Origin of the sequence: Pseudomonas sp. NPDC087336 (assembly GCF_044744285.1) — a bacterium.
Lineage (GTDB): Bacteria > Pseudomonadota > Gammaproteobacteria > Pseudomonadales > Pseudomonadaceae > Aquipseudomonas.
The window spans coordinates 52274-78797 of sequence record NZ_JBIUYA010000003.1; the positions used below are offsets into that span (position 1 = coordinate 52274).

At 64.1% G+C, this 26524-nt stretch carries 4 protein-coding genes; 3 read left to right on the top strand and 1 reads right to left on the bottom strand.

The genetic code is table 11. The annotated features are described in order from the left end of the window. The 3 genes from ACIO0C_RS04015 to ACIO0C_RS04025 all read left to right on the top strand — a co-directional run bounded on the left by ACIO0C_RS04015 (position 1) and on the right by ACIO0C_RS04025 (position 23849). A complete protein-coding gene (locus tag ACIO0C_RS04015; protein WP_401308134.1) occupies positions 1-10977 on the top strand; it encodes an amino acid adenylation domain-containing protein in 10977 nt (3658 codons plus the stop codon). Next, a complete protein-coding gene (locus ACIO0C_RS04020) occupies positions 10977-22730 on the top strand; it encodes a non-ribosomal peptide synthase/polyketide synthase (protein WP_401308137.1) in 11754 nt (3917 codons plus the stop codon). The genes ACIO0C_RS04015 and ACIO0C_RS04020 overlap by 1 nt, the downstream gene beginning before the upstream one ends. A gap of 162 nt (positions 22731-22892) precedes the next feature. Then, positions 22893-23849 carry an alpha/beta hydrolase gene (locus ACIO0C_RS04025; RefSeq protein WP_401308140.1) on the top strand — a complete coding sequence of 319 codons (957 nt, stop codon included), beginning with the start codon at positions 22893-22895 and terminating at the stop codon, positions 23847-23849. A gap of 148 nt (positions 23850-23997) precedes the next feature. Here ACIO0C_RS04025 and ACIO0C_RS04030 read toward each other — a convergent pair whose 3' ends face one another. Then, positions 23998-26466: a TonB-dependent siderophore receptor gene (locus ACIO0C_RS04030; RefSeq protein WP_401308143.1), complete on the bottom strand. Its 2469-nt coding sequence runs from the start codon at positions 26464-26466 to the stop codon at positions 23998-24000. Between the last annotated feature and the right edge of the window lie 58 nt (positions 26467-26524).

A 26524-nucleotide genomic window follows, 5' to 3' on the forward strand; every position in this document is an offset into this window, starting at 1 on the left:
ATGAATGCTGAAGACTCCTTGAAACTTGCTCGCCGGTTTATCGGGTTGCCCCTGGAAAAGCGCCAGATGTTCCTTGCGGCCTTGCACAAGGAGGGCGTGGATTTCGCCCGGTTTCCGATTCCTGCAGGGGTTGCGGCCGAGGATCGCCAGGCGCTGTCGTACGCCCAGCAACGCATGTGGTTTCTCTGGCAACTGGACCCGCAAAGCGGCGCCTATAACTTGCCCGGTGCGGTGCGCCTGACCGGTCGCCTGAACCTGCCAGCGCTGGAACAGGCATTCGCCAGCCTGGTGGCGCGCCACGAAACCTTGCGCACGGTGTTCGCCGCGCAGGCCGACGACAGCTTGCTGCAAGTGCCGGCCACGGCGCCGCTGCTGATCGAACAGGTGGATTTCAGCGCCCTGGCCACCGACCGCGAGCAGGCCGTGGCCGAAGCCGCCGAGCGCCAATCGGTGCTGCCGTTCGACCTGGGCACTGGCCCGTTGCTGCGCGTGACCTTGCTCAAGCTCGCCGAACAGGAACACGTCCTGCTGCTGACCCTGCACCACATCGTGTCCGACGGCTGGTCGATGAACGTGCTGATCGACGAATTCATCCGCTGCTACGATGCCTTCGATGCCGGCGCGCAACCGCAACTGGCAGCCTTGCCGATCCAGTACAGCGACTACGCCCTGTGGCAACGCCGCTGGCTGGAAGCGGGCGAACAGGCGCGTCAGCTCGACTATTGGCAGGCGCAATTGGGCGACGAGCACCCGGTGCTGGAGCTGCCCACCGATCACCCGCGCCCGGCGATGCCGAGCTATCGCGGTACCCGTTACGAGTTCGCCGTCGACGGACAACTGGCCGAGCAACTGCGGGCCACCGCGCAGAAACACAACATCACCCTGTTCATGCTACTGCTCGGCGCTTTCAATGTGCTGCTGCATCGCTACACCGGGCAGACCGACATCCGCGTCGGCGTACCGATCGCCAACCGCAACCGTGCCGAGATCGAAGGCCTGATCGGCTTCTTCGTCAACACCCAGGTGCTGCGCACGCAACTGGACGGCCAGACCCGGGTCGACGACCTGCTGCGTCGCATCAAGGAAACCGCACTCGGCGCCCAGGCTCACCAGGACCTGCCATTCGAGCGCCTGGTCGAAGCGCTGAAACTGGAGCGCAGCCTCAGCCATACGCCGTTGTTCCAGGTGATGTACAACCATCAGCCCCAGGTCGCGGACATTTCCACGGTGACCACGGCGTCCGGCCTGGCACTGGGCATGATCGAGTGGCAGGGGCGCACCACCCAGTTCGACCTGACCCTGGACACTTACGAAAAAGGCGGCAAGCTGCACGCCGCGCTGACCTACGCCAACGACCTGTTCGACGCCGCGACCATCGCGCGCATGGCGCAGCACTGGACGCGCTTGCTGCAAGGCATGGTCAGTGATCCGCAACAGCGCATCAGTGATTTGCCGCTGCTGGAGCAGGCCGAATACCAACGCATCGTCCACGACTGGAACCGTGCTGATGACCGCTTCGCCCAGGATCTGTGCATTCATCAGCTGATCAGCGAGCAAGTGACTGCAAGCCCTGATGCATTGGCCGTGACCTTCGCAAACAAGCAACTGACCTACAAGGAACTCGACCAGCAAGCCAATCGCCTGGCGCACAAGCTGATCGAACTCGGCGTCGGCCCGGAGGTACGGGTCGGCGTGGCCATGCAGCGTTCCGAGCACCTGCTGGTGGCCTTGCTGGCGGTGCTCAAGGCCGGGGGTGCCTACGTGCCGCTGGACCCGGATTACCCCGCCGAACGCGTGGCCTACATGGTCGAAGACAGCCGTGCCCTGGTGCTGCTCACCGAAGAGGAAGTGGCCAGGACCCTGAGCGTGGCGAGCGATACCCAAGTGTTGCTGCTGGACAGCCTCTCGTTGGCGGCTTACCCCATCAGCGCCCCGGTCACCGGCGTCACGCCGGACAACCTGGCCTACGTCATCTACACCTCCGGCTCCACCGGCAAGCCCAAGGGCGTGGCGATTGCCCATCGCAACGTGCTGGCGCTGATCGACTGGTCGCAGGCGGTGTACAGTCGCGACGACATTCAAGGCGTGCTGGCGTCGACGTCAGTGTGCTTCGACCTGTCGGTGTGGGAGCTGTTCGTCACCCTGGCCAACGGCGGATCGCTGATCATTGCCCGCAACGCCCTGGAGTTGCCGCAGCTGCCAGCCCGGGATCAAGTGCGCTTGATCAACACCGTGCCCTCGGCCATCAACGCGCTGCAGCGCGACGGGCAGATCCCGCCGAGCGTGCGTATCATCAACCTCGCCGGTGAGCCGTTGAAACAGAGCCTGGTGGAGGCGCTGTACCAGCAGCCGAGCGTCGAGCACGTCTACGATCTTTACGGCCCTTCGGAAGACACCACCTATTCTACCTGGACCCGCCGCGAGGCCGGTGGCCGCGCCAATATCGGCCGCCCGCTCAAGCACACTGCCAGCTATCTGCTGGATGCGGATCTGCAAGCGGTGCCACAAGGTGTATCCGCCGAGCTGTACCTCAGTGGTGCAGGCATCACCCGTGGTTACCTGGCACGGCCAGGCCTGACCGCGCAAAGGTACGTACCCAACCCGTTTTCCAGCACCGGTGAGCGCCTGTACCGCACCGGTGACCTGACCCGTTATCAGGCCGACGGCACCCTGCAGTACGTTGGCCGTATCGACCATCAGGTCAAGGTCCGTGGCTTGCGCATCGAGCTGGGTGAAATCGAAGCGCGGCTGTTGCAGCAGGAGGTGGTGCGCGAACTGGCGGTGCTGGCCCAGGACGGTATCAACGGTCAGCATCTGGTGGCTTACATCGTGCCAAGTGATGCGGCGTTGCTGGATGACATCGGCGCGCAGGCGACCCTGCGTGAATCCCTGAAAGTGGCCTTGCGTCAGCACCTGCCGGACTACATGGTCCCGGCGTTCCTGCTGTTCCTCGAGCAACTGCCGCTGACCCCCAACGGCAAGCTCGACCGCAAGGCACTGCCGGCGGTGGATGGCAGCCAGCAACAACGCGAACACGTGGCGCCACGCAGTGCGCTGGAAAAATCCCTCGCAGTGATCTGGCAAGACGTACTGGCCATCGACAACGTCGGCCTGGAAGACAACTTCTTCGAACTGGGCGGCGACTCCATCGTCTCGATGCAAGTGGTCAGCCGCGCCCGGCAGGCCGGGATCGTGCTCAGTCCCAAGGACCTGTTCCAGCACCAGACCATCCGCAGCCTGGCCCAGGCGGCGCGCAGTGGCGAGCAACAACTGATCGACCAAGGCCCAGCCAGCGGCGCGGTGGCGCTGGCGCCGGTACAACAATGGTTCTTCGAACAGGCTATCCCTGCGCGTCAGCACTGGAACCAGTCGCTGTTGCTGGTACCGCGCGAACCGCTGAACATCGAGGCGCTCGATCGTGCCCTGGAACATTTGCTGACCCATCACGACAGCCTGCGCCTGCGTTATCAACAGACAGATAGCGGCTGGCAGCAGGCCTATGCCGCGGCGACCACCGACTCGGTGCTGTGGCAGCGCCAGGCGCAATCGGTCGACGCGCTGAACGCCTTGTGCGATCAAGCCCAGCGCAGTCTCGACCTGCACAACGGCCCGTTGCTGCGCGCACTGCTGGTTTCGATGGCTGACGGCGGCCAGCGTTTGCTGCTGGTGGTTCACCATCTGGCGGTGGACGGTGTGTCCTGGCGCGTGCTGCTGGAAGATCTCCAGCAGTTCTACAACGGCGCTGCGGCACCGGCAAAAACCAGCAGCTACCAGCGCTGGGTCGCACGTTTGCAGGATCACCTTCCAGCCTTCGAACTCAGCCTCGGCCACTGGCAGGCGCAATTGCAAGAGGCGCCAGTCGACCTGCCGTGCGAACGCCCGCACGGCGCACTGGAAAACCGCTTCGAACACAAACTCGAACTCAAGCTCGATACCGAACAAACCCGCAGGCTGTTGCAACAGGCCCCGGCGGCCTATCGCACCCAGGTCAACGACCTGCTGCTGACCGCACTGGCCCGCGCCGTTGGCCGCTGGAGCGGCCAGGGCAGTACGCTGATTCAGCTCGAAGGCCATGGCCGCGAAGACCTGTTCGATGACGTCGACCTGACGCGTACTGTGGGTTGGTTCACCAGCTTGTTCCCGGTCAACCTGAAACCTGCTGCCGATCTCGGCGCCTCGATCAAAACCATCAAGGAACAACTGCGCAACGTCCCGGACAAAGGCCTGGGCTACGGCGCGCTGCGCTACCTGGGCAGCGCACCGACCCGCGCCGAATTGGCGGCGTTGCCGCAACCGCGCATCACCTTCAACTACCTGGGGCAGTTCGATCGTCAGTTCGACGACGGTGCGTTGTTCACCCCGTCCACTGAAGGCAACGGCATCGCACAAGACCCGTCGGCACCGCTGGGCAACTGGCTGGTGGTGGAAGGCCAGGTCTACGGCGGCGAGTTGTCCCTGAGCTGGGGCTTCAGCCGTGAGATGTTCGACACCGCGACCGTCCAGCGCCTGGCCGACGATTACGCCCAGGAACTGATCGCGCTGATCGAACATTGCTGCGCCCTTGAAGCACCGCAAGCCACGCCGTCGGACTTCCCGCTGGCACGCATCGATCAGACACAACTGGACGGGCTGCCGCTCGCCGTTGCCAATCTCGAAGACCTGTACCCGCTGTCGCCAATGCAACAGGGCATGCTGTTCCACACGCTGTACGAGCCAGAGGTCGGCGCCTACATCAGCCAGTTGCGCCTGGACATCGGCGGGTTGGACACCGAGCGGTTTACCCGTTCCTGGCAAGCCGCGGTCGAGCGTCATGACATCCTGCGCAGCAGCTTCCACTGGCAAGGCCTCGATACCGCACATCAGGCGATTGCCCGTCAGGTCGCGTTGCCGCTCCAAGTGCTTGAAGCGACTGACACCGATGCATTGGCCGACGCTGAGCGCGCACAAGGTTTCGAGTTGGGCATGGCGCCGTTGTTTCGCCTGAAACTGGTGCGTAGCGGCGCTGACGCCAGGCACCTGATCTATACCAGCCACCACATCTTGATGGACGGCTGGAGCAACGCACAGTTGTTGGCCGAAGTGATCCAGCACTACGCCGCCGGCCAGCCGCTGCCAGCGCCAGCGGGTCAATACCGCGACTACCTGGGTTGGTTGCAGCAGCAATCGGTGCCGGCTGGTGAAAAGTTCTGGAAAGCCGCATTGGCACCGCTGCAAGCACCGACCTTGCTGGCCGAAGCCTTGCGTCCTCCGGTAGGCGAGACAGGTAACGAAGAGCATCGCGTCAGCCTCGACAGCCGCGCCACCCAGCGACTGGCCGAATTCGCCCGGCAGCAGAAAGTCACCCTCAACACGGTGCTGCAAGCGGCGTGGAGTCTGTTGCTGCATCGCTACACCGGCCAGGATGGCGTGGTGTTCGGCACCACCGTGGCCGGACGTTCGGCGCCGTTATCGGGGATCGAACAACAGCTGGGCTTGTTCATCAACACTCTGCCGCTGGTGTGCGCGATGAAACCGGACCAGACCGTCAGCCAGTGGCTGGGCCAATTGCAAGGCCTGAACCTGGCCATGCGCGAATTCGAGCATGTGCCGCTGTACGACATCCAGGGTTGGGCGGGGCAGCAGGGTTCGGCACTGTTCGACAGCCTGCTGGTGTTCGAAAACTTCCCGGTGGCCCAAGCGCTGAAGCAGGGCGCACCGGCCGGATTGTCGTTCGACAACCTGCACAACCACGAGCGCACCCACTATCCGTTGACGTTGGGCATTGAATTGGGCGAAGGCCTGGGGTTGGAGTTCAGTTATGACGCGGCGCGGTTCAGCGCGGCTCAGGTCGCACAGTTGTCAGCCAATTTGCAGCACCTGCTGACGCAACTGGTGGCATCGCCGGAGGCGGCTTTGGGCTCGCTGGAACTGCTCGATGTCGAGGACAAAAACGCGCTGCTCGCGATCAGCCAGCCGCCTGCGGTTGAGTTATCCACAACACTTTTGGCCCACGAACAGATCGCCGCGCAAGCCGCTGCCACGCCCGATGCACTGGCATTGCAGGTGGACGGTCACAGCCTGAGCTACGGCCAACTCAATGCACAAGCCAACCACCTGGCACGGCGCTTGATCGACAACGGCGCCGGCCCCGGCAAGCGTGTCGGCCTGGCCGTACGCCGCGGTCCGCAACTGATCGTCAGCCTGCTGGCGGTACTGAAAAGCGGCGCAGCTTACGTACCCCTCGACCCGAAATACCCAACCGAACGCCTGGCCTACATGATCGAAGACAGCCGCCTCGACGTGCTGCTGCACGAAACCGGCCTGCTCGACGGCGTTTCAAGCGTACGACGCCTGAATCTCGACGACAGCACAACCCCTGTAGGAGCGAAGCTTGCTCGCGAAGGCGGTCTACCTGTCGCCGATGATCTGGCCTACATCATCTACACCTCCGGCTCCACCGGCCAACCCAAAGGCGTCGCCATCACCCACGCCGCCCTGCGCGAGTTCTGCCAGACCGCCGCCGACTACTCAACATTGTCCCCAGCCGATCGCGTCTTGCAATTCGCCACCTTCAGCTTCGACGGCTTCGTCGAACAATGCTTCCCGGCGTTGTGCGTCGGCGCAACCTTGATCATGCGCGGCGAAGACCTGTGGGACGCCGGCCGACTAGCCGCCGAAATCGTCGAGCAGGGCGTGACGGTGGCCGACTTGCCGGCCGCTTACTGGTTCCTGCTAGCCCGTGAATGCGCCAGCGGTGTAGTGCAAAACCTCGGCGATTTGCGCCAGGTACACGTCGGCGGCGAAGCGATGTCAGTGGAAGGCCTGCGCCTGTGGCATCAGGCCGGCTTGAGTCACGTGCGCCTGCTCAACACCTACGGGCCGACCGAAGCGACCGTGGTGTCCAGCGTGCATGACTGCCAATTGGCCGATGCCAGCGATGCCTTCGGCGTTCCAATCGGTCGCGCCATTTCTGGCCGTGCGCTGTACGTGCTGGATGCGGCCGGTCAGCTACTGCCGGCCGAGGGCGTCGGCGAATTGTGCATCGGCGCGCCGGCCTGCCTGGCGCAAAGCTATTTCGACCGTCCGGCGCTGACCGCCGAACGTTTCCTGCCGGACCCCTTCGCCCGTGAACCGGGCGCGCGGCTGTACCGCAGCGGCGACCTGGCGCGCTACAACGGTAACGGCGATCTGGAATACGTCGGGCGTATCGACCATCAAGTGAAGATTCGCGGTTTGCGCATCGAGATGGGCGAAATCGAAGCCTGCCTGCAGGCTCGGGACGAGGTGCGCGAAGCCGCCGTCATCGCCCAGGACGGCACCCAATTGGTGGCCTACGTCGTGGCCAGCAGCGCGGTGGTTGCGCAGGCTGAATACCTGGAAGGTCTCAAAGCCGGCCTGCAGCGGTCGTTGCCGGACTACATGGTACCCAACCACATGGTCCTGCTGGACAGGTTACCGCTCAACAACAATGGCAAGCTCGACCGCAAGGCTTTGCCACGGGTTGAAGCGGGCGATGTACAACGTGCCTTCGTAGCGCCCGCCGAAGGTCTGGAAACGCAACTGGCGCAGATCTGGCAGGCGGTGTTGCAGGTCGAGCAGGTGGGTCGCGACGACAACTTCTTCGAGCTAGGCGGTCATTCGCTGCTGGTGCTGCAAGTGATCTCCCGAGTACGTCAGCATTTGCAACTTGAGCTGTCGGTGAGCAGCCTGTTCTCGGCGGCGAATCTGGTGGAGTTCGCCGAGCGCGCTGCGCAAGCGAGCCTCAGCGGCCAACCGACGCTGCAACGCGCAGCGGACGATCAGCCACGCCTGCTGTCCTACGCCCAGCAACGCCAATGGATTCTCTGGCAACTGGACCCGCACAGCGCGGCCTACAACATCCCGGCGGCGCTACGCCTCAAAGGCCCGCTGAACCGCGACGCCCTGCGCAAAACCTTCGCCCAGTTGCAGCTGCGCCACGAAACCCTGCGCACCACCTTCGAACAGGATGGTCAGCAGGCACGCCCGGTGGTGCATGTCGAACTGCCGTTGCAGTTCAACGAACAGCCCATCAATGCGTCGGCGATCAACAGTGCGGTGGCCGCAGAAATCGCCCAACCTTTCGATCTGCGCAACGGCCCGCTGTGGCGCTGTTTGCTGCTGCAAGTCAGCGCCGACGACCATGTGCTGGTACTCACCGTGCACCACATCGCCGCCGATGGCTGGTCGATGCAGGTGATGGTCGATGAGTTCAGCGCGCTGTATCAGGCTGCCGTTGAGGGGCGTGGTGCCAACCTGTCGGCACTGCCGGTGGTTTACAGCGACTACGCCCGTTGGCAACGCGACTGGCTGGAAGCCGGCGAGGGCGCGCGGCAACTGGCGTGGTGGCGCGAGCAACTGGCGGGCAGCCAGGCGCCACTGGAGTTGCCGAGCGAACTGACCCGTCCGGCCCGCCGTAGCGAGCGTGGCGCCAGCCTGACGTTGAACGTCGATCGCCACCTGTTGGCCGGTTTGCGTGAGCGTGCGCAGGAGCAGCAAGTGACGCTGTTCATGCTGTTGCTGGCGAGTTTCCAGACCCTGCTGCACCGCCAGAGCGGGCAGTCGGGCATCAGCGTCGGCGTGCCGAGTGCCGGCCGTTCGCGTTTGGAAACCGAAGGCCTGATCGGCTTCTTCATCAATACCCAGGTGCTGCGTGCCGAGATCGACGGGCAGCAACCGTTCAGCGCGCTGCTGCAACAGGTCAAGCAAAAGGCATTGGCCGCGCAAGCCCATCAGGACTTGCCGTTCGAGCAACTGGTCGATGCCTTGCAACCGGACCGCAGCCTCAATCACAGCCCGTTGTTCCAGGTGCTCTACAACCATCAGCAAAAACTGGGCGCCAGTGTCGAGCGCGCGGTGGCCGATTTGCAGGTCGAGCGCCTGCACTGGCAGCAGCACACCGCGCAATTCGATCTGGTGCTCGATACCCAGGAGCAGGGCGATGAACTGGACGCCAGCCTGAGCTACGCCAGCGATCTGTACGACGAGGCCTCGATGCAGCGCTTTGCCGAACAGTGGCTGAACCTGTTGCGCGCAGTGGTCGCGGATCCACAGCAGCGCGTGGCTGAACTGCCGTTGCTGCAAGCGCCGCAATACGACGGGTTGATCCAGCACTGGAATCCGACTTTCGAGGCACAAGCGCAATCGCCAACCTTGCACCAGTTGTTCGAAGCCCAAGCCGCGCAACGGCCGGACGCCATCGCACTGACCTATGAAGGCGAGCAACTGAGCTACGCCGCGCTCAACGCCCAGGCCAACCGCCTGGCGCGCAAACTGCGCGAGCAGGGTGTGGGCCCCGAAGTGCGCGTGGGTATCGCCACCGAGCGGGCGATGCCGCTGGTGGTCGGCTTGCTGGCGATTCTCAAGGCCGGTGGCGCCTACGTGCCGCTGGACCCGCAATACCCGGCCGAGCGCCTGAGCTACATGATCGATGACAGCGGCATTGGCTTGCTGTTGACCCAGGCTCACCTGATCGACGGCTTGCCCGCCCGCGAAGGCGTGCAGGTCCTGGACCTGGCGGCCTTGCAGCTGGACCCCTACAGCGCCGACAACCTGGAGCCGTTGGCGACCCCGGACAACCTCGCGTACGTGATCTACACCTCCGGCTCCACCGGCCGACCCAAGGGCGCCTTGCTCAGCCATGGCAACGTCGGGCGCTTGCTCACGGCCACCGCTGGCGAATTCAGTTTCGGCGCGGATGATGTCTGGACCCTGTTCCACTCCTACGCCTTCGATTTCTCGGTGTGGGAGCTGTTCGGTTCGCTGTGCACCGGCGGGCGCCTGGTGATCGTGCCGTATTACATCAGTCGCGAGCCGCAGGAGTTCCACCGCTTGCTCTGCGATGAAGGGGTGACGGTGTTGAACCAGACCCCGACCGCGTTCCGCCAGTTGCTGCCGATCGCCTGCGCCAACCCGCGCAGCCTGGCGTTGCGCCAGGTGATCTTCGGTGGCGAAGCACTGGAAGTGGCCAGCCTGCGCCCGTGGTTCGAGCGCTTCGGCGACCGGCAACCGACCCTGGTGAACATGTACGGCATCACCGAAACCACGGTGCACGTGACCTACCGCGCGATCCGCCTGGCCGACCTCGACGGCAAGGCGCAAAGCCCGATCGGCCTGCCGATCCGCGACCTGCGCTGGTACTTGCTCGACAGCCAGTTGCAACCGGTGCCGGTGGGTGTGGCGGGGGAGCTGTACATCGCCGGCGCCGGCCTGGCGCGGGGTTACCACGGGCGTAGCGGCCTGACCGCCGAGCGTTTTGTGCCGAGTCCGTTCGACGCCTCGCAGCGCCTGTATCGCAGCGGCGACCTGGCGCGCCAGCGGGCCGACGGCAGCATCGACTACCTGGGGCGGATCGACCAGCAAGTGAAGATCCGCGGGTTCCGCATCGAACTGGGCGAGATCGAAGCGGCCGTGCTGGCGCAACCGGGCGTGCGTCAGGCGGTGATCAGCGTGCATGTCGACGACGGCGGCCCGCAGCTGTGCGCCTACGTCGTCGCCGAACACCTCCCGAACGATCCGATCGCCTGGCGCGATAACCTGCGCGCCGCGCTGAAGGTCGACCTGCCGGACTACATGGTGCCCAGCCACTGGTTGTTGCTCGATGCCTTGCCGCTGACCAGCAACGGCAAGCTCGACCGCAAGGCCTTGCCGCTGCCGGATGCCCAGGACTGGCAGCGTCCGTTCGAAGCCCCCGAAGGCGAGCTGGAACAGCAACTGGCCGCTATCTGGGCCCAGGTGCTGGGCGTGGCCCGGATCGGCCGGCGTGACAATTTCTTTGAATTGGGCGGGCATTCGCTGCTCGCCGCCCAGGCCAGTGCCCGCGTGGAACTGGAACTGGGCATCGAGCTGCCGCTGCGCGCGCTGTTCGAAAGCAACGACCTGCAGGCTTATGCCGCCATGGCCGGGGAAAAAGTCCCGACTGACAACGATGCACGTCTGGATGCGCTTGAGTCGCTTCTGGACGAGATGGAGATCAACTGATGGAACACAGCACTGCCTCGCGTATCGCCTCTCGCTTCGCTGGCCTGCCGGCCGACAAGCGCCGTGAGTTTCTGGCAAAAATGCAGGAGCAGGGCGTGAGCTTCGGCCAACTGCCGATCCCGCCCGCCACCACGCCGCAAGCGACTTTCGAATTGTCCTATGCGCAGCAGCGTCAATGGTTCCTCTGGCAGCTCGACCCGCAAAGCAGCGCCTACAACATTCCCGCGGCCCTGCGCCTGCAGGGGCCACTGAATCTTGCGGCGCTGCAACAGAGTTTCGACGTGCTGCTGGAGCGACATCAGAGCCTGCGTAGCCGTTTTGTCGAGGATGACGGCCAGGTGATGCAAGCCCTGGCGAGCATCAACACGCTGCCCATCGACCAGCACGATCTGCGCGCCGAACCCGAGACGCTACGGATTGAATCGGCAATGAAAAAAGTCGAAGCGCAGATTGCCCGGTCGTTCGATCTGCAACACGGCCCGCTGTTGCGCGTCAGCCTGTTGCAGCTAGACCTTGATGATCATGTGCTGGTGCTGACCCTGCATCACATCGTCACCGATGGCTGGTCGATGGGGGTGTTGGTCGAGGAGTTTTCAAGGCTCTACGCGGCCTATTGCCAGGGCCAGAGCGCTGAGCTTGAAGCGTTGCCGATTCAGTATTCGGATTATGCCGCCTGGCAGCGTCGCTGGATGGAAGCGGGGGAGCTGGAGCGCCAACTGGACTGGTGGCGTGAAAAGCTCGGCAGCGAACAACCGCTGCTGGAATTGCCCACCGACCGTCCACGCCCGGCGCAACCGAGCCAGCAAGGCGCGCGCCTGGATTTCGCCCTCGACTCAACATTGGCCCGCGGCCTCATGAGCCTGGCCAAACAGCGCGGCGTCACCCCGTTCATGCTGTTGCTGGCGAGTTTCCAGGCGCTGCTCTATCGCTACAGCGGCCAGTCCGACCTGCGCATCGGCGTGCCCATCGGCAACCGCAACCGCGCCGAGACCCGTGGCCTGATCGGCTTCTTCGTCAACACCCAGGTGATGCGCGCCGAACTCGATGGCCGGCTGCCGTTCACCCAGTTGCTCGAACAGACCCGCGCCTTTGCGCTCGATGCCCAGGACTATCAGGACCTGCCGTTCGAGCGCCTGGTGCAGGCGCTGCAAGGCGAACGCAGCCTGAGTCACAGCCCGTTGTTCCAGGTGATGTTCAACCACCAGCAGGCCAAACCCGCAGCGGTCAGCGGCTTGCTGGCCGGCCTTCGTGTCGAGGCGCTGAACGCCACGGCGCACACCACCCAGTTCGACCTGCAACTGGACACCCAGGAAGAGGGCGACGGGCTGTTCGCCAGCCTGACCTACGCCACCGACCTGTTCGACGCCGAACGCATCGAGCACCTGGCCCGGCATTGGCGCAACCTGCTCGCCGGGGTGCTGGCGAACCCGCAAGCCCCGCTGGCCGAATTGCCGTTGCTCGATGCCGACGAGCACCTGCGCATCCTCGACGACCTCAACGACACCGCTCAAGCCTATCCGGGTGAAGTCTGCATACAGCGGCATTTCGAAGCGCGGGTGATGGAAAATCCACAGGCGACGGCGCTGGTGTTCCAGGGCCAGTCCCTGAGCTACGCCGAACTGAACCTGCGCGCCAACCGCCTGGCCCACCATTTGCGCGCCCAGGGTGTCGGCCCGGAAGTGATCGTGGGGATCGCCTGCGACCGTTCGCTGGAAATGGTCGTCGGCCTGCTGGCGATCCTCAAGTCCGGCGGTGCCTACGTGCCGCTGGACCCGGAATATCCGCTCGATCGCCTGAGCTACATGATCGAGGACAGCGGTATTTCCCTGCTGTTGACCCAGGAGCACCTGCTGGCGCAACTGCCAACGCCGGACAGCGTGCGCACCTTGTGCCTGCAAGCGCGCGCCGAATGGCTGAGCGACCTGCCGGGCGAGGATCTGCCCAACCTGGCTGTCGGCGAAAACCTTGCCTACATGATCTACACCTCCGGCTCCACCGGAAAACCGAAAGGCGCGGGCAACCGTCATGTAGCCTTGCATAACCGCCTTGAGTGGATGCAGCAGGCCTACAGCCTTCTGCCGAGCGACCGCGTGCTGCAAAAGACGCCGTTCAGTTTCGACGTGTCGGTGTGGGAGTTTTTCTGGCCATTGATCAAAGGCGCCACGCTGGTCATCGCCGCCCCGGGCGAGCATCGCGATCCGCAACGCCTCGCTGCACTGATCGTCGAGCAGGCAGTCACCACGCTGCACTTCGTGCCGTCGATGCTCTCGGCTTTCATCGCTGCCGAGGAGGCGCTGGCCTGCACCTCGCTGACCCGCATCATCTGCAGTGGCGAGGCGCTGCCGATGGAGTTGCAACGCCAGACCTTGCGCAGCCTCCCGCAAGCCCATCTGTACAACTTGTATGGCCCGACCGAAGCGGCCATCGACGTGACCCACTGGACCTGTGTGGAAGAGGGTCGCGACAGCGTGCCGATCGGCCGGCCGATCGCCAACCTGCGCACCTTTATCCTCGACGGCGAACTGCAACCCATGCCGCAGGGCGCTGTGGGCGAACTGTACCTGGGTGGCATCGGCCTGGCCCGTGGGTATCACCGTCGTGGCGCGCTGACCGCCGAGCGTTTCGTGGTCGACCCGTTTGGCAGCGGCGAGCGTCTGTACCGCACCGGTGACCTGGCGCGCTACCGCGCCGATGGCGCCATCGACTACTGCGGACGCATCGACCACCAGGTGAAGATTCGTGGCCTGCGTATCGAACTGGGGGAAATCGAAGCGCGCCTGCAAGAACATGCCGGCGTGCAGGAAGCCGTGGTGCTGGCCCTCGACGGCCCGAGCGGCAAACAATTGGTGGCGTACATCGTGCCGCAGGATCGCGCTTTGCTCCACGCCGATGCGCAGCAGCAAGGCGCCTGGCGCGAAACCCTGAAAAGTCATCTGCTCGGCAGCCTGCCGGACTACATGGTGCCGGCGCAGACCGTGCTGATCGAGCACATGCCCCTGAGCCCCAACGGCAAACTCGACCGCAAGCGCCTGCCGGCACCGACCGCGCAGGTCAGCCAGCGCACGTTCGAAGCGCCACGCAGCGAACACGAGCGCGTGCTGGCGCAGATCTGGCAGGACGTGCTGGGCCTGGAGCAGGTCGGACGCCAGGACAACTTCTTTGAACTGGGCGGCGACTCGATCATTTCGATCCAGGTGGTCAGCCGCGCCCGCCGTGCCGGCCTGAGCCTGCAACCGCGCGACCTGTTCCAGCAGCAGACCCTGCAAGCGCTGGCCGCGGTGGTGAAAGAACAGGCAGCGCCCTTGGCGCAACAAGGGCCGGTGGACGGCGTGCAGATACTCACGCCGATCCAGCGCTGGTTCTTCGAGCAAGCGATCCCGCAGCGCGGCCACTGGAACCAGGCGGTATTGCTGACGCCGCGCGAAACCCTCGAACTGCCGCGCCTGCAAGGTGCCCTGCAACGTGTGCTCAAGCAACACGATGCCCTGCGCTTGCGTTTCAGCCAGGTCGACGGCCAATGGTCGGCGCGTTATGTCGGCGCCGACAGTGCCGATGTCATCGACATGCTCTGGACCGCCCGCGTCGCCAGCGATGCGTCGCTCGAATCGGTGTGCGACGAAGCCCAGCGCAGCCTCAGCCTGCAAGACGGGCCGCTGCTGCGCGTGGCGCTGATCGCCCAGGCCGATGGTTCGCAACGTTTGCTTTTGGTCATTCACCACCTGGCGGTGGACGGGGTGTCCTGGCGCGTGCTGCTGGAAGATTTGCAGGCCGCGTATCAAGGCCAGGACCTGCCGCCCAAGACCAGTGCCTTCCAGGCCTGGGCGGACAAGCTCGATGCTTATGCGAAGTCCGAAACGGCCATGAATGAGTTGAGCTGGTGGCAGAGTCATCTGCACGGTGCCAGCGATTCGTTGCCGGCGGCCAATGCACAAGCCAATCAGGCCGGGCATTTGCGCCAAGGTGTCAGTATCGGACTGGACCGCGAACAAACCCGCCAGCTGCTGCAACAGGCCCCGGCGATCTACCGCACCCAGGTCAACGACTTGTTGCTCACCGCACTGGCCCGCAGCCTCAGCCGCTGGACCGACAGCGAATCGGCGCTGATCCAGCTCGAAGGCCACGGTCGCGAAGAGCTGTTCGACGACATCGACCTGACCCGCACCGTTGGCTGGTTCTCCAGCCTGTTCCCGGTGCGCCTGACGCCGACGGCCGACCTCGGCGGCTCGATCAAGGCGATCAAGCAGCAACTGCGGGAAATCCCTGGCAAAGGCCTGGGCTACGGCCTGTTGCGCTACCTGGGCGATGCAGCGGCGCAAGCGACCCTGGCCGCATTGCCGCAAGCGCGGGTGACCTTCAACTACCTCGGTCAGTTCGACCAGAGCTTTGCCGAGGACGCGCTGTTCACGCCAGCACGTGAATCAAGCGGCGCCGCGCAGTCGGCGGATGCGCCGTTGCCGAACTGGCTGTCGGTGGACGGTCAGGTCTATGGCGGTGAACTGAAACTCGACTGGACCTTCAGCCGCGAATGCTTCGAGCTTGGTGAAATCCAAACCCTCGCCGCCGATTTCCGCAATGAACTGTTGGCGCTGATCGAGCACTGCCTGAGCGACGGCGCCGGCGGCGTGACCCCGGCGGATTTCCCGCTGGCGCGCTTGAGCCAGCCACAACTCGATGGCCTGCCAGTGCCGCCTGCGCAGATCGAGGATGTCTACCCGCTGTCGCCGATGCAGGCGGGTCTGTTGTTCCACAGCCTGTATGAATCCGAGTCTGGCGCCTACGTGAACCAACTCAGCGTCGAAGCCCGTGGCCTCGATACCGATCGTTTGGGCCGCGCCTGGCAAGCCGTGCTCGACAGCCACGCGATCCTGCGCAGCAGCTTCCACTTCCCCGAAGGTTTCGAGGCACCGGTGCAACTGGTGCATCGTCATCTGCAACTGCCGATGACCTGCCTCGACTGGCGTGGTCGCGAGAATCAGGCCGATGCGCTGGCGCACCTGATCGACAGCGAACGCCTGCAACTCGATTCGACCCGCGCACCACTGATGCGCCTGACCCTGGTGCGCCTGGACGACGAGCGTCAGCAACTGATCTACACCCACCATCACTTGCTGCTCGATGGCTGGAGCAATTCGCTGCTGCTCAGTGAAGTCCTGCAGCGTTATGCCGGGCAGGATGTACCCGCACCCACCGGGCGATTCGCCGATTACATCGGCTGGCTGCAACGCCAGGATGCCGAGGTTGACGAGGTGTTCTGGCGCGAGCAACTGGCGGCACTCGACAACCCGACCCTGTTGGCTGAAAGCCTCACCCACAACAACCTGGCGGACACGGCATTTGCCGATCACCGCCAGACCTTCGACGTCGCCACCAGCCAGCGCTTCAGCGACTTTTCCCGTCAGCACAAAGTCACCCTCAACACCTTGGTGCAAGGTGCCTGGGCACTGTTGCTGCAACGCTACAGCGGGCAACGCAGCGTGGCGTTCGGCGCCACGGTGGCGGGGCGTCCGGTGGATTTGCCGGGGGCCGAAAGCCAGCTCGGCCTGTTCATCAACACCCTGCCGGTGATCAGCAGTCCGGACGCCATCGAAAGTGTCGAGCAATGGCTGACGCGTTTGCAGGCGCAAAACCTGGAACTGCGCGAGCACGAGTTCACCGCGCTGGGCGACATTCAGCGTTGGGCCGGACGTGCCGGCGAGCCGCTGTTCGACAGCTTGCTGGTGTTCGAAAACTTCCCGGTCGCCGAAGCCTTGCAGCAGGGCGCACCGGCTGGCTTGAGTTTCTCGATTCCACAAAACCACGAGCGCACCAACTTCCCGCTGACCCTGGCGGCCACCGCGGAAAACCAACTCAGCATCAACTGGAGTTACCAGTGCAGCCACTTCAGCCGCGAGGCGATTGTGCGCATGAGCGAGCACCTGGCCGCGTTGTTGACGGCGATGGTGGCTGCACCACAGGCGGCTTTGAGCGAGCTGGACCTGCTGACCGCCACGGAACGAACCCAGCAACTGCTGGAGTGGAACCCACCGTTCAGCGCGGAAGAAACCCCGCTGTGTGTGCATCAACTGATCGAGGCCCAGGCCGTGATCCGACCTGACGCCACGGCGCTGATCTTCAACGACCTGGAACTGAGCTTCGACCAACTCAACCGCCGCGCCAACCAGTTGGCCCATCGCCTGCGCGCATTGGGCATCGGCCCGGAAATGGGGGTCGGCCTGGCCATGCAACGTTCGCCAGAAATGATCATCGGCCTGCTGGCGATCCTCAAGGCCGGCGGCGCCTACGTGCCGCTGGACCCGGCCTACCCCGCGGAACGCCTGCGCTACCTGATGCAAGACAGCGGCATTTCCCTGCTGGTCAGCCAATCCTGGTTGCGGGAAAAACTGCCACTGCCCGAAGGCTTGCCGGTGCTGGAAATCGACCGCGAAGCGCTGGAAGGCATGGCCGAAAGCAACCCGGTCAATCTGACCTGTGGTGAAAACCTCGCTTACCTCATCTATACCTCGGGCTCCACCGGCCGGCCCAAAGGCGTCAGCGTGGCCCACGGCCCGCTGGCCATGCACTGCGTGAAGATCGGCGAGTTGTATGGCATGACCCCGGACGACCGCGAACTGCAATTTGCCTCGATCAGTTTCGACGGCGCCCATGAGCGCTGGCTGACGCCCCTGGTGTTCGGTTCGGCGGTGATGCCGCGCGATGACGAGTTGTGGAGCGTGGAGCGCACCTGCGCCGAGATCGAAAAGCACGGCATCACCATTGCCTGTTTCACCCCGACCTACCTGGGGCAGATCGCCGATTTCATGGGCGAAGCCGGGCGTGACCTGCCGATCCGCTCCTACACCCCGTGCGGTGAAGGGATGGCCAAGCATGCGTTCGACGAGGTGCAGCAAGTCCTGCAACCCAAGCGCATGATCAACGGTTATGGCCCGACCGAAACGGTGATCACGCCGCTGATTTGGCTGGCCTATCCGGATACCGAATTCGACTCGGCGTTCATGCCGATCGGTCGGCCGGTGGGCAACCGCAGTGCCTACATCCTCGACGGCGGCTTGCAGCCGTTGCCGGTTGGCGTGGCGGGTGAGTTGTACCTGGGCGGCGAGGGCGTTGCCCGTGGGTATCACCAGCGTCCTGACCTGACTGCCGAACGCTTCGTGCCCGATCCGTTCGTGCCGGGGGCGCGTCTGTACCGCAGTGGCGACCTCGCCCGGTTCCGTGCCGATGGCGTTGTCGAATACCTCGGCCGTATCGACCAGCAAGTGAAGATTCGCGGCTTCCGTATCGAACTCGGCGAAATCGAAGCCTGCCTGCTCGAACATGAAGTCGTGCGTGAAGCCTTTGTGATTGATCGCGAAGGTCCGGTGAGCCGTCAACTGGTGGGCTACGTGGTGCCGCGCGATCCGCTCGCTGACGAGCAGGATCTGCGTGACGCATTGACGTCGCACCTGCGCAGCCGCTTGCCGGCGCACATGCTGCCGGCGCATTTGATGTGCCTGGCTGCGTTGCCGCTGACACCGAATGGCAAGCTCGATCGCCAGGGTTTGCCAGCGCCTGAAGCGACTCGGCAGAGTCAGGATCAGGTGGCCGCCGCGTCGCCTGCCGAAGCGCTGCTGGTGGATATCTGGCAGGACTTGCTCGGCCTGGATTCGGTGGGCGTCACCGAGAACTTCTTCGAGCTGGGCGGTGACTCGATCATCTCGCTGCAAGCGGTAAGCCGTGCCGGGCAGCGCGGGCTGGTGTTCAGTCCCAAGCAGTTGTTCGAGCAGCAGACCATTCGCGCCCTCGCGGCCGTGGCGAGCAGCCGTGAAGCCGCGTTGGTCGAAGCGCCGAAGGTTGAGGCTTTTGCGCTGGTGCCACACATCGATCTGTCCGCTCGCGAGGGTCTGCAAGACCTGTATCCGCTGTCGCCGATGCAGCAGGGCATGCTGTTCCATTGCCTCGAATCACCGCAGCTCAACCCCTACGTCAACCAGTTGAGCGTGGCGGTGGACGGTTTGCAGGTGCCGCGATTCCGCGCGGCGTGGCAAGCCTTGATCAAGCGTCATGAAGTGCTGCGCGCCGCGTTCCGTTGGCGCGATGGCCTGGCCGACCCGCTGCAAGCGGTATTTGCCAGCATCGAGTTGCCGATCGAGGAGCTCGACTGGCGCGACCGCACGGACACCGACCAAGCGCTGAGCGAACTGGCGGCCGCTGAACAGGCCAAGGGTTTCGACCTGAGCTGCCCGCCGCTGATGCGCTTTGTCCTGGTGCGCCTGGGTGAAGAACGGTACCAGATGATCTGGATCTACCATCACCTGCTGCTCGATGGCTGGAGTGCCTCGCGCCTGCTGGGCGAGATGCTGCGCCTGTATCACCACGACAGCCTGCCGGCACAGACCGGACGGTACGCCGACTACATCGCCTGGCTGCAACGCCAGGACGAGGCGCAAGCCGAAAGTTTCTGGCGTGAGCGCCTGGCGTCGCTGGAAGCACCGACCATCCTGGCCACGGCATCGGGCGCAGAAGGCGCAGGCCACGGCGTGATGTACAGCGACCTCGACGCCGAGGCGACCCGCAAGTTGCACAGCTTCGCCAAGCGTCAACGGGTGACGTTGAACACACTGGTCCAAGGCGCCTGGCTGTTGCTGCTGCAACGTCACAGCGGCCAGCGCAGCGTGGCGTTCGGGGCCACGGTGGCGGGGCGGCCGACGGGGCTGGCCGGTGCCCAGGACATGCTCGGCCTGTTCATCAACACCTTGCCGGTGATCCAGACCCTCGACCCACAACAGACGCTGGGCGAGTGGCTGCGCGACTTGCAGGACTACAACCTGGCCGTACGCGACTACGAACACACGCCATTGTCCGACGTGCAGCGCTGGGCCGGGCAGGGTGGCCAGGGCTTGTTCGACAGCATCATCGTGTTTGAAAACCATCCGGTGGACCGTGCCTTGAAAGGGGGCGAGGAAGGTGAGTTGCGCTTCGCCGAAGTCGGCAGCGGCGGCGTCACCAACTTCCCGATGGACTTGATGGTCAGCGCCAACGACCAAGGCCTGGAGGTCGAATACCTGTACCTGCGCGATCGCTTCAGTGAACAGGAGGTGCAGCGGATTCGCGCGCAGATGGAAGGTTTGCTGCAGGCGTTGCCGGAGGATGCCGACTGCCTGCTCGGTAACATCGGCCTGCCGCCAGCGCGCCTGAGTTTGCCGCAAGCCTGCAGCGACAACACCGATCTGCTGCACAGCTTCAATCAGCATGTGCTTATTCAACCGCAGAAAATCGCCTTGATCTGCGAGGATCGCGAACTCAGTTATGCCGATCTGGAAGCCCAGGCCAATGCGCTGGCGCAGCAATTGATCGGCCTGGGCGTTGGCCCGGAAAGCATGGTCGCGGTGGCCTTGCCCCGTTCGGAACGCACCATCGTCGCGTTCCTCGCCGTGCTCAAGGCCGGTGCGGCGTATCTGCCGCTGGACCTGTCCTACCCGGCCGAGCGCCTGGCCTACATGCTCAGCGATTCCGCCGCCAGCCTTTTGCTGTGCGACAGCGACCTGGGTGATCGCCTGACCCTGGCCGACAGCCCGCCACGCCTGTTGCTCGACCAACTGAGCGTTGCTGGCAGCGCCGAGTGCCCGGTTATCGAGCCGCTGCCGGGACACCTGGCGTACCTGATCTACACCTCCGGCTCCACCGGCCAGCCCAAGGGCGTGGCAGTGGAACGTGGACCGATTGCCCGGCATTGCCGCGGCATCATCGACCTCTACGAACTGGCTCCCCGCAGCCGCGAACTGCACTTCATGTCATTCGCCTTCGACGGCGCCCAGGAGCGCTGGCTGAGCGTGCTGTTGGCCGGCGGCAGTCTGGTGATCCGCGAAGACAACCTGTGGACCCCGGAACACACCCTCGAGGTGCTGCATCGCCACAGCGTCACCGTCGCCTGCTTCCCGCCGGCGTACCTGCAACAGATGGCCGAAGTGGCCGAGCGCCTGGGCAATCCGCCGGCGGTCGAGGTGTACTGCTTTGGCGGTGATGCGGTGCCGGATGCCAGCTTCGAACAGGTCAAGCGCGCCTTGCGCCCGCAGCGCCTGGTCAACGGCTATGGCCCGACCGAAACCGTAGTCACGCCGTTGCTGTGGCGTGCGCAAGACAGCGAAACCTGCGAGGCGGCCTATGCGCCGATTGGCCGTGGTGTGGCGGGCCGTGGCCTGTACATTCTCGACGCCGACCTCAATCCGTTGCCGGTGGGTGTCAGCGGCGAGTTGTACCTGGGCGGCGAGTGCCTGGCGCGCGGTTATCACCAACGGCCGGGCATGAGCGCCGAGCGTTTCATTGCCGATCCGTTCGAGGCCGGTGGTCGCATGTACCGCACCGGCGACCTGGTGCGCCAGCGCGAGTGCGGGTTGATCGACTACCTCGGCCGGCTCGACCAGCAGGTGAAGATCCGCGGCTTCCGCATCGAACTGGGCGAGATCGAAGCCCGTCTGCGTGACTGCGCCGGGGTGCAGGATGCCGCCGTGGTGGTGCACGACACGCCGACCGGCAAACAGTTGGTCGGCTATGTGGTGGCCGCCGCTGCTACCGGGCTGGACCGCCGCTTGAAGGCTGATCTACAGGCACAGATGCCGGACTACATGGTACCGGCGCGGATCCTGGTGCTGCAGCGCTTCCCGCTGTCGGCAAACGGCAAGCTCGACCGTCGCGCACTGCCTGTGCCGGAATGGGCGCTGGGCGGTTACCGCGCGCCACGCAACGCCCTGGAAAGCGCACTGGCGACGATCTGGCAGGAGGTATTGGGCGTGCCGCAAGTGGGTATCGACGACAACTTCTTTGAGCTCGGCGGCGACTCATTGCAGGTGCTCAAAGTTATCTCGCGGGTGCGCAGCCAACCACAGCTGGGCTTCGAACTGAAACTGCGCGACTTGATGCAGAAACCCTGCATTGCCGAACTCAGCGGCTATCAGGCCGCAGAACCGGCGCAAGCGCCGGACCCGCTGCTGGCGTTGAATGGCCGGGTCACCAAAGTGCCGGCGCTGTTCTGCCTGCACGCCGGTTTCGGCACAGTGTTTGACTACGAGCCACTGGCCCGTCGCCTCGAAGGCCGGCGCACGGTGTACGGCCTGCAATGCCGGATGCTGCTCGACCCGCAATGGCAGGACCAGTCGCTGCTGGCCATGGCCCAGGCCTACGCGCAGCGGATTCGTACGCAGCAGCCTGAAGGCCCGTACTACCTGCTCGGTTGGTCACTGGGTGGCGCGTTGACGCAACTGGTTGCCCATGAACTGGAATCGCAAGGGCAGACGGTGGCGTTTGCCGGGCTGGTCGACAGTTATGTGGCGGGTACGGCCGAGGCGGGGAACTGGCGCGAAGATTTGGCGGACTTCCTGAAGTTTGTCCTCGGTCAACCGTCTGTAGAAGCACAGGCATTGATTGCCTCGAAAGCCGCAGGCCTGAACGAACGCGAAGGCGCCGCCGCGGTGATCGAGGCGGCCATGCACGGCGGCAATGGCCACGCGGCGTTGGGCGCCAGTGAACTGACGCAGATCTTCGCCACCGGCTCGTCGCTCAAGCAACTGGCCCTGGCCCAACGGCAACTGCCGAAGGTACAGGTGTCGGCCCATCGCTGGTGGGTGGCCGGACGCGAGGATGAACGCCGGGTGTTCGAGGCCCAGGTCGGCCATCACGGCGTCGACCGCTTGCTGGTCGGCGGGCACTACGAGTTGCTACGCGGCGACGAATTGCTAGACGACCTCGAACAGCTACTGGAGCGCCGCCCGGCTATCGCATAACCCCTGTGGGAGCGAGCTTGCTCGCGATGGCGGTGTGTCATTCAACATCCATGTTGAATGTGCCGGCCTCATCGCGAGCAAGCTCGCTCCCACAGGATTGTCGCTCGTTTCAAGATTTTGGATTGCTCGATTACTGACCTCTCTGTGTAAAAGGATCCCCCCATGGCCGTACTGCCAGAACTTGAAGCTTTCCTCGAACTCGCCGAATTCGGCCGCCTCACCGGCAAAAGCCGCCCAATGCACGAACAGACCCCACAACAGGCACGGATCGACTTCGAAGCGTCTTCCGGCTTCCTCGATGTACCGCTGGACCACATCGCCTGCGACAACTTCACCATCCCCGCCCGCGACGGCCACAGCCTGGCGGCGCGCCTGTATCGCGACGGCCAAACGGCCGACGGCCTGCAACCGGTGATGCTGTACTTCCACGGCGGCGGCTACGTGGTCGGCAGCCTCGATTCCCACGACGCGTTGTGTCGACGCCTGGCGGCCCAAGGCGGTTTTGCCGTGTTGACCGTAGATTATCGCCTGGCCCCGGAATGGCGTTTCCCAACCCCAGTGCAGGACGCCTGCGACGCCGGCAACTGGCTGGTGCGCGAAGGCGCGACCCGCGGCCTGGATGCCACGCGGGTGGCACTGGCCGGTGACAGCGTCGGCGCGACCCTGGCCACGGTGCTGTCGATTATCGCCGTTCGCCAGCCAGAGGAACTGGCGTTGAAACCCAAGGCGCAACTGCTGGTGTACCCGGTGACCGATGCCACGACCCACCGAGCCTCGCACCGGGATTTTGCCGAAGGTTACCTGCTGGAAACCCCGACGCTGGACTGGTTCTATGCCCATTACGCACGATCCGCTCAGGACCTGGCCGATTGGCGCTGCTCGCCGCTGCTGGCCGAAGACCTGTCGGGCGTGGCGCCGGCGCTGGTGTACCTCGCCGGCTATGATCCGCTGCATGACGAAGGGTTGGCCTATGCCGAGCGCTTACGGGCTGCCGGCAATGAACTGACGTTGCTGGAACAACCGGGCATGACCCATGACTTCTTGCGCATGGCGGGGTTGTTGAGTGAGGTGGAAGGGATTCACGCGGAAGTGGCGGGGTGGGTGCGATCGCGGCTTTGAGGTGACATGACCAGAAGATCAAAAGATCGCAGCCTTCGGCAGCTCCTACAGGGGGATGCGTGTAGGAGCTGCCGAAGGCTGCGATCTTTTGATTCTAAAAAAAATGCCCGCATCGTGAGACGCGGGCATTTTTTGTTTCAGGTCAGGCTCAGAAGTCGTACTTCGCCGTGACCTGCATGTTGCGCGGTTCGCCGTAGAAGGTAGTGCCGAAGTTGCCCAGGCCCGTCAGGTAGCGCTTGTCGAAGACGTTGTAGGCGTTGACGGTGAAGCTCAGGTGGTCGTCGTACTGGTAGCGGGTCATCAGGTCGACGAGGGTGTAGCCGCCTTGCTTGAGCGAGGTGCTGCCATCGGTAGGGCTGAAGCTTTGGCCGTAAAACGCGCTCTGCCAGCTGACGCCGCCACCGACGGTGAACTGGTCCAGCGCGCCGGGCAGGCGGTAGGTGGTGAAGGTGCGCGCGACGTGTTCCGGTTTGCTGGTGGCCAGTGGGAAACCGTAGATGCGTTGATGGTCCTGGTCGCGGGTACGGGCGTAGGTGTAGCCGGCAGACAGGTTCCAGCCTTCAGCCAGTTCACCGGCGAGTTCCAGTTCCACACCCTTGGTTTTGGCACCGGCGATGGGCTCGTAGACGTCCTGGCCGTTGTCGGTGTTGGTGGTGACGTACTGGGCGACGTTGTCTTGCTCGATCTGGAACAAGGCCAGGCTGGCGTTCAGCGCGCCTTCGAAGTAGGCCGCCTTGATGCCGGTCTCGTAGCTGTCGCCTTCAACCGGATCCAGGGTCTTGCCACTGGCGTCCTGGTAGATTTGCGGCTGGTAGATGCTGGTGTAGCTGGCGTAGACCGAGTACGTATCGTCCAGGTCATAGACTACACCGGCGTAAGGCGTGACGACGCCGTGCTCCTTGTAGCTGGCGTGGGTGTCGGACAGGCCGGCGCCCGGGTAGTAGGTGTAATCCTCATTGTACTTGTAGGTACTTACACGGCCGCCGAGGATGAACGACAGGTCGTCGGTCGGGCGCAGGCGGGTGGCCAGGTAAGCGCCGTTCTGGCTCTGGGTGCGTTCGTACTTGCCGTTTTTCGGGAAGTCCGGTTTCGCGATATGGCCTGTCCAGTCAAAGATGTTGCCTGGTACCAGTCCATCGGAGTCGGTGGGGTTACCATAGGTTGAGCCAGTCTGACGGGAGTGGGACGTCATGAAACCCGCTACCAGTTCATGCTCGCGACCGCCCAGGGTGAAAGGGCCGGAGACGTTCACGTCAGCGGTGTTCTGCACGCGATGGCCTTCCCAGTGCCCCTGGTAAAAGAACATGCCTTCGCCGGTGTTGCGGTCCGGGTAGCCACCGCTGGCCGAGGCCAATTGGGTATCGTGATCGGTGGTTTTCTGGTCGAGGCTGACCTTGAGTTTCCAGTCGTTGGCCAGCGCTTGTTCCAGGTTGGCGAAGTAGGTGGTGCTGTCGAAGTCACGACGGCTCCAATCGGCGCCCGGGTTGAAGCCGCGGGAGAAGTTGGTCTTGCCGCCGTCGGCGTAGTAGACCGTGTTACCGGTCCAGGAACTGCCGCGCGGGGTGGCGCTGGATTTGTCGACGCCCAGGGTCAGCAGGGTATCGTCGGTCAGGTCGGCTTCGAGGATGCCGTAGTACAGGTCTTTCTTCTGGCTGTAGTGATCGATGTAGGAATCCTTGTCCTGCAAGGCACCGACGAAACGGCCGCGCACGCTGCCGGTATCGTTGAGCGAGCCGGAGATGTCGCCCTCGGTGCGGTAGTTGTCCCAGTAACCGGCAGTGGCGCTGACCGAGGCCTTGAATTCCTTGGTCGGTTTCTTGCGGATCAGGTTGACGGTGGCCGCCGGGTCGCCGGCGCCAGTCATCAGGCCAGTCGCGCCCTTGATGACTTCGATGTGGTCGAGGCTGGCAGCGTCGTCGCTGTTGTTGGGGTTTTCACCGTAGACGCCGTCGTAGGGAATGTTGACGCCATCGTACTGAAAGTTGGTGATGGCAAAGCCTCGGGCGGAAAACTCGGTACGGTCACTGTCGTACTTCTGGGTGGTGATACCCGGGGTGTTGCGCAACGCATCGGCGACGCTGGTCACGCCGCGGTCGTCCATCTGCTGACGGGTCACCACGGTCACCGATTGCGGCGTTTCACGAATGGTCAGCGGCAGCTTGGTAGCGGTGGTGGTGGCGCCGGTGGTGTAGGAGTCGGTGCCTTCGGTGGTCAGGCCCAGGGCCTGGCCGGAGATGGTGGTGGCGCCCAGTTGCAGGCTCGATGAGCCACCCGACACCAGCGTCACGCTGTTGCCGTTGATCTGGAACGAAATGCCGGTGCCCTTGAGCATCTCGGCCAGGGCCGCGGAAGGCTCCAGCGAGCCGGAGACGGCGCGGGACTTGATGCCGGCCACCTGATCCGGGCTGTAGAGGATTTGCAGGTTGGTCTGCAGGCCTAGTTGGGTCAGCGCGCTGGACAGCGGCTGCACGGCAATACTCACTTTTACAGGTGCCGCGTTGGCCATCGTGCTCCCCAGCAACGTGGCGGTCAGCAGGACGCTGGTCAACAGCGTTTTGTGCAGTGACGGGCGCTGTACGGCCAGCGCGAGAGGGGTACGGCGTGGAAGAGATCGCATTACTTGCCTGTGCTCCTGAAAAGTGTCGTGCAGAGTTTTTGTTAATAGGAATGATTAT

Excerpts from the sequence above, each read along its gene's own strand:
- ACIO0C_RS04015 (WP_401308134.1), top strand. The coding sequence starts at position 1 with ATGAATGCTGAAGACTCCTTGAAACTTGCTCGCCGGTTTATCGGGTTG.
- ACIO0C_RS04020 (WP_401308137.1), top strand. The coding sequence starts at position 10,977 with ATGGAACACAGCACTGCCTCGCGTATCGCCTCTCGCTTCGCTGGCCTG.
- ACIO0C_RS04030 (WP_401308143.1), bottom strand. The coding sequence starts at position 26,466 with ATGCGATCTCTTCCACGCCGTACCCCTCTCGCGCTGGCCGTACAGCGC.
- ACIO0C_RS04025 (WP_401308140.1), top strand. The coding sequence starts at position 22,893 with ATGGCCGTACTGCCAGAACTTGAAGCTTTCCTCGAACTCGCCGAATTC.